Origin of the sequence: Pontibacter sp. SGAir0037, from assembly GCF_005491705.1 — a bacterium.
Classification (GTDB): domain Bacteria; phylum Bacteroidota; class Bacteroidia; order Cytophagales; family Hymenobacteraceae; genus Pontibacter.
The window spans coordinates 4,964,513-4,977,849 of record NZ_CP028092.1; the positions used below are offsets into that span (position 1 = coordinate 4,964,513).

At 43.7% G+C, this 13,337-nt stretch carries 12 protein-coding genes; 4 read left to right on the forward strand and 8 right to left on the reverse strand.

What is annotated here, in order from left to right; genetic code table 11:
* Positions 1-60 precede the first annotated feature (60 nt).
* The 8 genes from C1N53_RS20600 to C1N53_RS20635 form a co-directional block, all read right to left on the reverse strand.
* The gene (locus tag C1N53_RS20600; protein WP_137761098.1) at positions 61-1,185 is read right to left on the reverse strand and encodes a hypothetical protein; all 1,125 of its coding nucleotides are present in this window, start codon (positions 1,183-1,185) and stop codon (positions 61-63) included.
* 86 nt (positions 1,186-1,271) lie between these two features.
* Complete coding sequence (gene trmD / locus C1N53_RS20605) at positions 1,272-1,943, reverse strand: tRNA (guanosine(37)-N1)-methyltransferase TrmD (RefSeq protein WP_137761099.1); 672 nt, start codon at positions 1,941-1,943, stop codon at positions 1,272-1,274.
* Positions 1,943-2,524, reverse strand: a complete 582-nt coding sequence (rimM, locus tag C1N53_RS20610) for a ribosome maturation factor RimM (protein ID WP_137761100.1) — start codon at positions 2,522-2,524, stop codon at positions 1,943-1,945. The genes trmD and rimM overlap by 1 nt, the downstream gene beginning before the upstream one ends.
* Positions 2,525-2,535: 11 nt before the next feature.
* Positions 2,536-3,072 carry a 30S ribosomal protein S16 gene (locus C1N53_RS20615; protein WP_137761101.1) on the reverse strand — a complete coding sequence of 179 codons (537 nt, stop codon included), beginning with the start codon at positions 3,070-3,072 and terminating at the stop codon, positions 2,536-2,538.
* A gap of 195 nt (positions 3,073-3,267) precedes the next feature.
* Positions 3,268-4,005, reverse strand: coding sequence for an acyl-CoA desaturase (locus tag C1N53_RS20620; protein ID WP_137761102.1), 738 nt, complete (start codon positions 4,003-4,005; stop codon positions 3,268-3,270).
* Positions 4,006-4,172: 167 nt separating this feature from the next.
* A complete protein-coding gene (locus C1N53_RS20625; protein ID WP_137761103.1) occupies positions 4,173-4,862 on the reverse strand; it encodes an RluA family pseudouridine synthase in 690 nt (229 codons plus the stop codon).
* Positions 4,863-4,976: 114 nt separating this feature from the next.
* Positions 4,977-5,795 carry a 3-methyl-2-oxobutanoate hydroxymethyltransferase gene (panB, locus tag C1N53_RS20630; RefSeq protein WP_137761104.1) on the reverse strand — a complete coding sequence of 273 codons (819 nt, stop codon included), beginning with the start codon at positions 5,793-5,795 and terminating at the stop codon, positions 4,977-4,979.
* 73 nt (positions 5,796-5,868) lie between these two features.
* On the reverse strand, positions 5,869-8,595 hold the full coding sequence (locus C1N53_RS20635) for a putative LPS assembly protein LptD (RefSeq protein ID WP_137761105.1): 2,727 nt from the start codon (positions 8,593-8,595) through the stop codon (positions 5,869-5,871).
* Between the two features lie 91 nt (positions 8,596-8,686).
* Here C1N53_RS20635 and C1N53_RS20640 point away from each other — a divergent pair, with 91 nt between their 5' ends.
* The 4 genes from C1N53_RS20640 to C1N53_RS20655 all read left to right on the forward strand — a co-directional run bounded on the left by C1N53_RS20640 (position 8,687) and on the right by C1N53_RS20655 (position 13,287).
* On the forward strand, positions 8,687-9,472 hold the full coding sequence (locus C1N53_RS20640; RefSeq protein ID WP_137761106.1) for an N-acetylmuramoyl-L-alanine amidase: 786 nt from the start codon (positions 8,687-8,689) through the stop codon (positions 9,470-9,472).
* A gap of 24 nt (positions 9,473-9,496) precedes the next feature.
* Positions 9,497-10,534, forward strand: a complete 1,038-nt coding sequence (locus C1N53_RS20645; RefSeq protein WP_137761107.1) for an MlaD family protein — start codon at positions 9,497-9,499, stop codon at positions 10,532-10,534.
* An 89-nt stretch (positions 10,535-10,623) separates the two neighbouring features.
* Positions 10,624-12,252 (forward strand): acyl-CoA carboxylase subunit beta, encoded by a 1,629-nt coding sequence (locus tag C1N53_RS20650; RefSeq protein WP_137761108.1) that lies wholly within the window; start codon positions 10,624-10,626, stop codon positions 12,250-12,252.
* A 183-nt stretch (positions 12,253-12,435) separates the two neighbouring features.
* Complete coding sequence (locus C1N53_RS20655; protein ID WP_137761109.1) at positions 12,436-13,287, forward strand: transglutaminase-like domain-containing protein; 852 nt, start codon at positions 12,436-12,438, stop codon at positions 13,285-13,287.
* The last annotated feature ends 50 nt before the right edge of the window (positions 13,288-13,337 follow it).

Consider the following 13,337-nt stretch of genomic DNA (forward strand, 5'->3'; position numbering starts at 1 on the left):
TTCAATAGCACACAGGGCTAGCATCCAAATTTTACATTTTTAAAAACAGGCAACGGTCCGCTACAGCTTTTCAGACTTTAAGGTGGGATCAGAATTCTTTCTCAGCTTCAGCAGAACTTCTATGGCATAAATTGTAAAGCTTAGTGGCATCAAGAATTCCCTGTACTCTGTCACATCCCAGGTTCTTACAAAATTGCCACCGTACATCAGGTAAAGCACCTGTGTTACCAGTATCAGGATAAACATAGCAGCCGATAAAGAACTAAGAGATTTGTTTTTGCGGTAAGTTAACATGTAATATACCAAAATAGACAGGGTAATAAAAAACGCTAATTGCATAAAAATCACGTTCCAGCCATCGTAGTTATAAGCTACTGCAACAGCGCTTACAAACAGTACAAAGGGGCTTGGTATAAAAAAATGCACTGGTTTAATTTTTTGAAATACCTGCGTAACCTGCGCTATAAAAGGTAAAAGTATAAGAAAGGAAAAGGAACCGAAGTAATATAATGCTTCTGCGTGCCAGGTGTAAAAGTTATGCAGGTTCAATTCATTCTGAGCATTCTTCTCAAAGCCTTTTACTGGTGTTTCTATTTCCAAAGCACGTTGAAACCATGATACTTCTTCCATAGCCAGTAAAAAGAAGCCGGCTGCGAAAAGAGCTGTGGTAGTTAGGTATAGTTTGTTGTTGATCTTTGGGTGCTGCCAGAAGTGCAGAAATACATAAATGAATATGCCACAGCTGATAAAGAGCAAAATTGCCGAAGTTTGCTCCAGAAAGCCATCTTCCTCTGAGTACAGATAGAACTGGTAGGGATCGCTTAGAAACAGGGATAAGAATAAGACAGAAGCTAGTAAAACCAGGCTTATTGTTCCTGCTTTTAATTTAGTAGACAAAATGCTATTAGCCACTTGATTTGCCTCCCTGGCCTGCACAACAGGCGAATTATCGGTTTGCCTGAACTGGATAATGGCCGATAGCACCAATATACTGCTCAGAATAGCCATTGCTGTACGCACCAAGTAAATAAAACTGTAATCTGGTATTCCTTTGGTTGCCACACTAACCTCAAGAATGAGATTGTCTATAGAAAAGCTGGCTGCGATAAAGGAGAGTGCCAGTAATATTAAAAGCAGGCTTCGCAGCGATAGGTGCTGGTAAAGTTGGAGCGCAAGAGTCTTCATAATAGTAGCACTTTTATATGTTACTACTATATTACTAAATTGTTAATAAAATGTTATTGAATAAAGAAAATTTTTTAACAAAAAAGTTATAAAAGGTCTGGGCGACGCTGCTTGGTTCGTTCGATAGCTTGTTCAAAGCGCCATTGCTCAACTTTAGGGGTGTTACCTGAAAGCAGTACGTCCGGCACTTTTAAGCCTTTGTACTCGGCTGGGCGTGTATAAACAGGAGGAGCAAGTAAGCCATCCTGAAAAGAATCTGTTAAAGCAGAAGATTCATCATTCAGTACACCTGGTATAATTCTGATGATTGCATCAGCCAGTACAGCTGCGCCCAGTTCTCCTCCGGATAGTACGTAATCGCCGATACTGATTTCGTGCGTGATAAAAAGTTGGCGAACCCGTTCGTCTACACCTTTATAGTGCCCGCAAAGGATGATGATGTTTTTGAGAAGTGAAAACTGGTTAACGATGTTCTGGTTTAATGTCTGCCCATCAGGAGTCATATAAATAACTGCATCGTATGTGCGTTCTGCTTTCAGGGCAGAAATGCATTTATCGATGGGCTCAACCCTCATCACCATGCCTGCTCCGCCTCCAAAAGCGTAGTCATCTATCTGGCCGTGCTTGTTTATGGCAAACTTTCGCAGATCGTGTACATGTATCTCTGCCAGGTTTTTGTTTTGAGCTCTCTTGAGTATAGAGTGGCTGAAAGGGCTATCGAGCAGGTCAGGCTGGCAACTGATAATATCGATACGCATTATTGGCTATCCTCCGCGTCGTCGTCTTTATCGTCTGCTTCTTCGGGAGAAGAAGGCTGTGTATAAACTTCTAATAAGCCTTCCGGTAACCTGACATGGAGCTGCCTGGCTTCATGATCAGCACGCAGAAATATTTCATCTATCACCGGAATCAGCATTTCCTGGCCCAGGTACTCCATTGCCATCAGCTGCTGCTGTGGCATATCGTAAAACTCTTTTACAATGCCCAGTGCGCCATGCGTTTCATCCTGAACTTTGTAACCGATTACTTCATGAAAATAAAACTGATCTTCGTCCAGCTCGGGAAGCTCGTCCAAAGGCAGGTAAAGAGCCGTGTTGCGCAGCTTATTTGCTTGTTCCACTGTTTTAACATCTTCAAACTGGATGATAAAACGGCCTTTTTGCTGCGGCTCCATAGAATCAATAAAAAAAGGAATCAGCCTTCCTCCTTGTTCGAGAAAGACTGATTCCAGATCTTCATAATCTTCAGGGTAGTCTACGTCAAAGAACGCAACTACTTGCCCCTTAATGCCATGGGTTTTGACGATATATCCAAGTTGGAAACATGCATCAATGTTCATGGCAGCTTAAATTATGCTTGTTCTTCAGTAGTTTCACCTTCAGCAGCGCCTTCTTCAGCAGCTGGAGCTGGCGCATTGGCAGCAGCCTTCTCAGCTTCACGCTGACGGATAGCTTCGGCACGAGCTTCTTTTACTTTTGTTTCAGCTTCTAAAGCAGCTTTACGCTTCGCTTCTTTGTCTGATCCAAGTTGTTGTACTTTGCCAGCTATTTTGGCGTCTTTCTCAGCTTTCCAGGCTTCATAGCGAGAATCAGCAGTTTCCTGAGAAATAGCACCTTTAATTACACCAATTTGAAGGTGTCTTCTGTAAAGTACGCCTCTGTAAGAAAGCATAGCTTTTACAGTATCAGTAGGCTGTGCGCCATTCATTAACCACTGGAATGCTTTATCTTCGTTATAGTCGATAGAAGCAGGGTTAGTGTTTGGGTTGTAAACGCCTAATTTCTCAATGAATTTACCATCACGTGGTGATCTTGAGTCAGCTACTACGATGTCATAGATTGCTGCTTTTTTGCGGCCTCTGCGGGCCAGTCTGATTTTAACTGCCATTTTTTATAAAAATTTAAGTCGGCGGAACCCGTCCACCATTTTTTTTAGAACCGCAAAGGTACAAAATCTTAAGTAGAATAATACACTAAATGTTTATTTTTTATAGAAATGTGCTTCTGCCTATTTATCTGTGGTTAGCATTGGCAGAACTAAGTGAGCAAAATAAAAGAAGGCTCCCATTTAGGGAGCCTTCTTTTATTTTGCTTTTACTTTTTTCAGCTTGATAATGTTTAGCTTATCCAAGGTCCAGATTACTGGCCAGGTTGGATCTATTTCCCACCATTTCACGCCAAAGTTCACGCGGTTTGGCAATTTATGGTGGTTGTTCTGAAATAGTTCGCCACCTGTCAGAAAGTCGAAGAACAGCGAGTTCTTTGACTTATCGTTGTTGTCGAAGTTCTGATAGCCGTACTTATGACCGCTCCAGTTGACAATAGCCCCGTGTACCGGCCCCATCAGGAAGTGGATAGGCAATAAGAGGAACATCCACCAATGGTTTGCAAAATGGATATAAAAGAGGACGTAAAGAACGCCCCAGCCAATGCGTGAGAACCAGGTATCGCCTAGCTTTTCTACAGCGTTCCAAACCGGATAGTCTCCTTCAAAGCGACGTTCAGGTTCTACTCTGTTTTTAAGTACATTATTATAGATTTCTTTTGTTTTCCACATCATGGTGAAGGCATTGTTGGAAAAATGGGGAGAATGTGGGTCCTGCTCTGTGTCAGAGAAGGCATGGTGCATACGGTGTAAAATAGCATAAGCACGCGGCGACAGGAATGATGATCCCTGGGCAACATAAGTTAATGCAAAAAAAGCTTTTTCCCAGAAAGGATTCATTGTAAACATTTTATGGGCTGCATAACGGTGCAGGTAAAATGTCTGAACGAAAAGCGAAAGGTACCAATGTACCACAAAGAAAATTAATATAGCCATCCAGATATGGTAAGGGGGTTTGGTAAAGTCTTCTGTGCTAACGAAGCATACTACTATAACTATGCCAGTCAGTATACAAAATTACGACATGATTCCTTAGTAAAGTATATATGGGGCTATAAAAGTTCAGAAATATGACGAAAATCATTTTTTGAGCTAGTATAAATCTAAAGCTGCTCAGTATTTAAGTCTTTGAAAGGTAGCCAGATAGGAGAATGGGGAGGCTTCGCGCTTACAGTAACAGGTGTTTTAAGTGTCGGATGCTCAAACTGCAGGCTTCTGGCATGAAGCGCAATACTTTTATCCGGAAGGGGAGCCGCAGCCCCGTACTTTAAATCTCCGGCTATACTACAGTTCATAGAAGCCAGCTGCACCCTGATCTGGTGTGGCCGCCCTGTAACAGGGTTTACCTGAAGAAGATACTTCCCCGCCTGCTGGCTTATAAGTTGATAACTGAGTTCAGAACGTAAACCCTTGTTATTTTCTTTACTGTAAGCTTTGGTGATATTCTTACTGCTGTCTTTTACAAGCCAATGCACCAGCGTCTGCTGCTCGCGCGCTGGTTTGTTGTCGACTACCGCCCAATAGGTTTTTATGGTTTTCTTGCTTCTGAAGAGTTCATTTAATCTTGCCAGAGCCTTAGATGTTTTAGCAAGTAATACCACACCACTTACTGGCCTGTCCAGGCGATGCACAACGCCTACAAATACATTTCCGGGTTTATTGTATTTCTCTTTGATATAAGCCTTGGCTATGTCTGCCAAGGTCTCATCTCCGGTCTCATCGCCGTGTACCAGTAATCCGGCAGGCTTGTTCACCACCAGCACATGGTTATCCTCAAAGAGAACATCGATCATCAGAATTAAAAAATTATGAATTAGAAATTATTAATGAATAGTTAGTGAAAAAGGAATACTACAGATACCATTTCAGCTCTATTCATAATTCCTAATTCATCATTCATAATTAGATCAATAAGCTTCCTGCTCACTAGGAAAATCTTTGCTCTTAACGTCGTTTACATAGTTTTGCACGGCATCAGTCATGATCTGATTGAGCTCTGCATAGCGTCTCAGGAATCTTGGCTTAAATTCTTTTGTGATGCCTAGCATATCGTGCACAACCAATACCTGTCCATCCACATGAGGACCTGCTCCAATGCCTATGATAGGAATATGTAGAGCGGCCGCCACTTTTTTGGCAAGCTCGGATGGAATTTTTTCCAGTACGATGGCAAAGCAACCTAATTCCTGCAGCAACTGAGCGTCTTCGAGCAGCTTCTGAGCTTCGGCCTCTTCTTTAGCTCTTACAGTATAGGTGCCGAATTTATAAATAGATTGAGGGGTAAGCCCTAGGTGCCCCATTACAGGTACGCCTGCACTTAAAATACGTGTTACAGACTCCTTTATTTCAGCACCGCCTTCCAGCTTCACGCCATGGGCTCCAGATTCTTTCATGATGCGTATGGCGGAGCGTAAGGCTTCCGAGGAATTGCCCTGGTAAGATCCAAAAGGTAAGTCAACAACAACAAACGCGCGCTTTACGCCTCTTACAACAGAAGAAGCGTGGTAAATCATCTGGTCGAGTGTAATAGGCAGTGTTGTTTCATGCCCGGCCATTACATTGGAGGCAGAATCTCCGACTAATAACACATCAACACCAGCATTATCAAGTATCGTTGCCATTGAGTAGTCGTAAGCGGTAAGCATGGAAATCTTCTCGCCCCGATCCTTCATGTTTTGCAACTGATGGGTAGTTACAATCTTTATATCGCGTTTGTGTACCGACATCCTTAAAAGTTGTTTAATGAGCCGTAAAGCTCCAAAATATTATACTTACATCAAAGTATGATGGAGCACAGTTTTACCTGTAGCTGATGCCCTGCCTGTTTCTGGTTAGCTTCAGGTCTTGCAGAATAGAAGATCTGGCGTTAATGGTCAGGTTATAACCTCTGGCATACCCAAACGGTATCCAGCTGATATTCATGTCCCAGCAGTGCAGATCACGATGGATGCTTACATTCGCATAGGCAATGTTGTTATCTGTAAAGTTATAAGTACCAGAGCCGCTTATTTTCCACTTGTCTGTCATATTCAGAGAACCCTGTATGCCCAGTGTTTTTGTAATTGTAAACTCTGTACTTGTGTTCGATTTCTGATACCAGAAGGTGAAGTCACTGCTAAGCGTCCATGGAATTTTAAAATCTATATAGGCAGGCATGTTGCCCATTTCCGGCTCCAGCGCTGGCAGGTTTTGAGGAGGTGCAGTGGTAGAGCCCTGGGCCGCAGGGTTAAAGCTAGCCTGAACAGCCAGATTTGCTCTTGTCATGCGCGGCAGCTTAAATCCGGCACCTTGCCAGGTATAGCGGTCAACAGTGCGTGTTTGTGTATCGCCATTCTCTAGTGTAGTTGTTACTGTCTGGTAAGGATCAAAGACCGAGGTGGCATTCAGGTTGAACATCTTGAACAGCTTTGTGTTCATGCTAACATTGATAACACTTAATTTGAAAGAGTCCGCAGCAAGATTGTAGGCTCCTCCAATACTCAGGTTATCAATTAAGCTGACTTTCTCAAATTTTGCTGCGGCTGTATCACTCTTCGCCTTTACCTTCATTTCAACTTGATTGGTAATGTTAAAGTTCATAGCACTTTGTAAACCTCCACCAGGTGCGTTGGCATAGCGGGGTAATCTGGCGTAGAGGGCTTCTCCCGTTATCTGGTCCCTGCTTACCTGTAAAGTCTGGTAATAATTAAAAGAAGGGTTGCTATAGTCAGGACTATAGCTGTAGGAAATACTAGGGCGCATTACGTGGCGAATAGCTTCTACCCGCTTACCCCGTATTTGTACGGTTCCATATACGTTGGTGCTGAGCGATGCGCCTGCACTATACTGGTAGATACGCCCAAATCCGGCTGTGTCTATAGCTACAACCCCCGGCTGCGATGATATATAATTAGGAGAACTGGTATAAGTATATCTTCTGTCTACCCAGGTTTCGCTGTAGCTAACGCTCGGGTTAAGGTTAAAGAAGCGGAATACTTTATAGTTACCCAGACCAATGCTAAAGTTATGATTTGCCTGGCGCCTGCCGGCATTCCAGAGGCGGCCAAGGTTATTAAAATTAAAATCTACTGTATCTACCTGAGTAGGCCCGCCCGCTACTCCTACTTGTGTAATATTGCTCCCGTTAACGGGTATAGCAGATATGGTGCCCGGTATGCTCTGTATCTGGTTAGAAATACTATTGTTGAAGTTTACACTATAGCCGAAAGTAAAGTTCTCATACCACTTACCTGTTGGGGTGTTTTTGGTGAAGATCTCGTACAAGCTCATTTGCGTCATAGCAAAGTTCATGTCCGGCAGTACAAGGTTCATGTTGCTGGCGCCGTTGGTCTGGCTATGCCTTAAGGTAACACCATAACTAAACGGAGAGTTAGGAATGGTTTTCTGATAAGAAATGGATGAACTGATATTAGCAGACAAATACTGGGATGTACTTACCACGTTCAGGCGGGTGTATAGCGGGCTGGAAAAGTTAACATTCGCTGTAAATCGCCCACGGCCCGGCTTAACAACAGGAGAATGGCTCCAGGTTAACATAAAGGACCTGGTTGATGGCGGCAATGCATAGTCACTTAACCTCGAACCTTCCACATCAGCTTCATCGTTCTTAAAATAATCATAAGAGAAGTTGAAGTTACCCTGATAGGAATAGCGTTTAAAGTAAGCATTATTTACACTTACCTGGTAGCCGCCTAAGGAGTATATACTACCCGTGACACTTGTGCCGATATAGTCGTTCAGCGCTAAATAGAAACCGCCATTGCTGAGGCTGAAACCGCGTGCCCTGGTTTCGCCATAGGTAGGCACAATAATACCCGACGATCTTTTGTCTTTTGGAGTAGGGAAGAGCCCGAACAGAAAGCCTACAGGAAGCGGAATGTCGGCAAAAACCAGGTTAAAAGGCCCCGACATTACTTTCTCGTTGGGTATGGCTTTTATCTTGGTTGCATTAATGTAAAAGTGGGGGTGCTCCAGGTTACAGGTGGTATACTTGGCATGAAAAACAGAAAACTCGTTGTTTTCATTTCTTTTTACCACCTCACCATGTATATATCCTTCCCCTTGCTGCGTTACTACTTGCGAGATGAGGCCTTTTCTCGTTTTGTAGTTGTACACAATTCGTTTCGCCTCATAATTTTGCCCGCCATCAGCAAAAACAGGCTGTCCTGTCTGGCGGCCGGTAGTATCGGCCAGGGTGGCGGCAGTAAGGGTGGTAGAGTCGTAATTTATGCCAATATAGGCAGCCTTTAACGACATTGTTCCGTAATCTACCGTCGCATTGCCATATAAATGCACTACCTTGCGGTCTACCTCAAATAAAATAGAGTCGCGGGCAGAGTATTTTATGGTTGTAGCGATATCGCCGGGAGGAGGAGCAATCTCTACAGTATCCTGTAAGGCTGTAGAGAGCGTGTCCTGTGGAGTAGTACGAACAGTATCAGGAGTCGACTGCGCATTACGCGGCCTCGTTTGTCCTGATACAGACAATGATGAAAGTATGCAGAACTGCAGTAGCAGTAAAAACATGAAAATGTGACGCAACTTCTTCAGAACTTCTCTAAAGTTTTTATTTAATTTGTACAAAGTTATTGTTTTAGCTTTTAAACTAACGCACGTTGTGAGAAATATTGTTATAGTTTCGTTTTTAGCTCTGATTTTCTTATTGTGCTCATCTAACAGATTAGAGTATTTCCGTAAGCCTTACAAACTAAGAACCGTGGTAATTGATGCTGGCCATGGTGGTAAGGACACAGGTTGTAACGGAAAATTTTCAAAAGAGGCTGATGTTGCCTTAAAGCTGGCGCTGCAGGTGGGAGAATTGATTGAAAAGAATCAGCCGGATGTAAAAGTAGTATATACCCGGAAAGATAATACGTTTGTGGAGCTGATCGACCGGGCAGGTATTGCCAATAAACATAATGCCGATCTTTTTATCTCTATTCACCTGAACTCCGGGCCTGCTACGGCACATGGTACCGAAACCTATACCATGGGTATGCAAAAGGCGGAAGGAAACCTGCAGGTGGCAAAACGCGAAAACTCTGTTATTTTTCAGGAAGACAATTATAAAGAGAATTATGGTGGCTATAACCCTAACTCTCCGCAGAGCCATATTCTGTTGGCATTACACCAAAGTGCCTATATCGATAACAGCCTTCGCTTTGCCCAAAAAGTAGAAAACGAGTTCAAAGCCCGTGTTGGAAGAAACAGCAGAGGTGTAAAACAGGATGTATTCCTTGTATTATGGAAATCCTATATGCCTAGTGTTCTGATTGAAGCCGGCTTCCTGACAAATCCTGCAGAGGAAAAATTTCTTAACGATAAAACCGGGCAATCGTATATGGCTTCAGGTATATATCGCGCTTTTAAAGAGTATAAGCAAGAGCTCGAGGCCATGAACTAATTCAATAAGGCAAACACCCCCTACGTGAAAATTACTAAAGAAATTAAAGTAGCGCTGCTTGGTATAGTAGCGCTGGTGCTTTTATACTTCGGCTTCATGTTCCTGAAGGGAGCGGAGATTTTTTCGGGAACTAAAAAGTTTTATGTTATCTACAGCAATGCTGACGGACTTACGGCATCAAACCCTGTCATATTAAATGGGGTGCACGTTGGCACGGTACAAGCTGTAAAGCTGCTTACCGATAAGGGAAACCAGATAGAGGTGCAAATTGAAGTGCAAAACGATCTGCAGATAGGCGACTCTACTGTAGCAAGTCTTGCCAATTCTGATCTTTTGGGTAGCAAGGCTATTATCCTGTACATGGGCAATAACACCAGGCAGTATAATGGAGGTGAGCAGCTGATCGCCTATGTGGAGAAAAGCATTACAGATATGCTGACATCTAAAGCGATGCCGGTGCTCGGCACGGTTGATTCGACCCTGGTGCGTGTCAACAAGCTGCTGGATAGCGAAGCTAAAGATAACATTCAGCAAATTTTAGCTAACTCTGCTGCAACTACTGAAGCTCTGAACATGATGCTGCGCCAGAACCAGCGTAACATCAACGATATTACTTCCAACATAAGCGCATTAACGGCTTCATTGCGGCAGACAGAGCGGCAAATTAACCGTTTAGCCATGAATATGGCTGAAATTACCGATACACTAAAGCAGGTAGAAATCAATAAGCTGGTGAATAATGCCAACGATGCGGTTTCGGAATTAGAAAGCGCAGTGGCAAAGCTTAACTCGAATGAGGGCTCTATGGGCAAGCTGATGAACGACAATGCCGTTTACGATAACTTAAACCGATCTACCGAAGCTCTTAATTTACTGCTGCGTGATATTCAGGTAAACCCGAAACGCTATGTACACTTCTCTGTGTTCGGCCGCCGTGATAAGTATAAAGTGGATGCTACCGGTAGAGTTATCACAGTAGAGGAAATAAAAGAGATGCAGGACCAGAACCCACAGGATTTTCAGCCTGCTGTGCCGGATTCTTCTCAAAGAAGGGCCAACTAAAGTATCAGAAAACAGGTATATTAGGGAAATCCGCTTTTTAAGCGGATTTTTCGTTACGATACTTTTCTAACTACTCTAATCAGCCCTGCATGGATATTGAATTTAATAAAAACGAAGATTCTCTAAAGCAGCTAACCTACCAGCTGAAAGCTAAACTTAAAAAAGTATACCTGGGTGGCGGCGAAAAACGCATCGAAAAAGAACATAGCCGTGGAAAGCTGACGGCCCGGGAGCGCATTGCTTACCTGCTCGATGAGCATTCCGAGTTTCTGGAAATAGGAGCTTTTGCAGGAGAGGGCATGTACCAGGATGTGGGCGGCTGCCCGAGCGGAGGTGTTGTAACAGGCGTTGGCTACATTAAAGGCAGACAATGTGTGGTAGTGGCTAACGATGCTACTGTAAAAGCAGGAGCCTGGTTTCCCATAACAGCCAAAAAAAACCTCCGTGCTCAGGAAATCGCTATCGAAAACAAACTGCCTATTGTATACCTGGTAGATAGTGCTGGCGTTTTTCTACCCATGCAGGACGAGATTTTCCCGGACAAGGAACACTTCGGACGCATGTTCAGAAACAACGCCGTAATGAGCGCTATGGGTATTGTGCAGATTGCAGCCATTATGGGGAGTTGTGTGGCAGGAGGGGCTTATTTACCGATTATGAGCGACGAAGCTTTAATTGTAGAGGGTACAGGATCGGTGTTTTTGGCTGGTTCTTACTTGGTAAAGTCGGCTATAGGCGAAACCATTGATAATGAAACGCTGGGAGGGGCAAGTACTCATTCCGAGATATCCGGTGTAACTGATTACAAATGCAAAGACGACAAAGAGTGCCTAGATCATATTCGGAACATCTTTGATAAAATGGGCGATAATCCCAAAGCGGGGTTTAATCGTTCTGCGGCGTCGGTTCCCAAGCTTGCTCCGGAAGAGATCTATGGCCTGCTGCCTTCGGACAGGGTAAAGCCTTACGATATGATGGATATTATACTCCGGCTGGTGGATAATTCTGAGTTTGAGCCTTACAAAGACCTGTATGGGCAGTCGCTTCTATGCGGTTTGGCTCGCATAGATGGTTGGGCTGTAGGTATTGTAGCCAACCAGCGGAAGATTGTAAAGAGCAAGAAAGGCGAAATGCAGATGGGAGGCGTTATCTATTCTGACTCGGCAGATAAGGCTGCACGCTTTATCATGAACTGCAACCAGAAAAAAATACCGCTTGTTTTCTTACAGGATGTGTCCGGTTTTATGGTGGGAAGCAAGGCAGAGCATGGTGGTATTATTAAGGACGGAGCTAAAATGGTGAATGCCATGGCAAATTCTGTAGTGCCTAAATTTACGATTATAGTGGGCAATAGCTATGGGGCCGGTAATTATGCCATGTGCGGTAAAGCCTATGATCCACGGCTGATATATGCCTGGCCAACAGCCCAGCTAGCGGTTATGAGTGGTGCCTCTGCTGCTAAAACCCTTCTCCAGATACAGGTATCGGCGCTAAAGGCAAAAGGAGAAGAAATTACCCCGGAAGCAGAGCAGGAACTGCTCGAGCGTATTACTGCCAAGTATAACGAAGAGCTCTCGCCTTACTATGCTGCAGCCCGATTATGGGTAGATGGCATCATCGATCCGCTGGAAACCCGAAAAGTGATTTCCATGGGTATAGAAGCCGCCAATCATGCGCCTGTCGAAAAGCCTTACAACGTAGGCGTTATTCAGACCTGAGTTATAAATTGTGAATTAGAAATTAAAAATCAGAAAAGGGTGTTAAAGGTTAGAAGTATCAGCTGTGGTGCAGAAAGCATCTTTTAAGCTGGTTAGAAAGAAGTTGGTGCCCGGCTTAATTGTTTATAGCTGAAGTATTCTGATTTTTAATTTCTAATTTTGCATTTCTAATTAAAACTGAGCGTGAATAAGAAAGAAATAAAGGCACTGGTGTCGTTGTTGGATGACCATGATTATGAGGTGGCCTCGCATGTAGAGCAGAAGATCGTGTCGCTGGGAGAAAGTATTATCCCTTTTTTAGAAGAAGAGTGGGAAGAAACACTGGATGCTGACCTGCAGAAGAAGCTGGAAGATCTGATTCATAATTTGCAGTTTGAAGGCCTGCTCGCAAGGTTAAAGGAATGGAAGGATAGCGGCGCTGAGAACCTGATTGAAGGAATCTGGCTGGTAAATACGTATTTGTATCCTGATGTGGAGTTAGCCACAATTACGAAAGCACTGGATCAGCTGTACTACGATGCCTGGACCAATCTACGGGAAGATATGCATCCTTACGACCAGGTGAAAGCCTTGAACAATGTGCTGTTCAGGGATAAGAAGTTTTCTGCGAATACAAAGAACTTTCACTCCCCGGCCAACTCTATGCTGCACCTGGCTCTGGAAACCAAGCGGGGTAATCCACTTACACTTTGTGTCATTTACATGACCATCGCACAACGGCTGAAGATGCCGGTTTACGGCGTAAACCTTCCAAACCTCTTTATATTAACGTATAAAATGGAAGGCCTGCAGCAGTTTTACATTAATGTGTACAACAAAGGACTGATTCTTTCTAAGGGAGATATTGATAACTATATCCTGCAGCTTAACCTGAACCCGATCGATATTTTTTACGAGCCGTGCCCGAATCTGGACATTGTGAAGCGTGCGCTTAGAAATCTGGCTTTCTCTTTTGAGAAAACAAACGATCTGGAAAAGGCGACGGAGGTAACAAAGCTGCTTACTGCTATTTCAGACGATGATCCTGCTGTATAAGCATAAACATTCCAATAAAGCACAAAGGCCACTCTGTTAAAGAGTGGCCT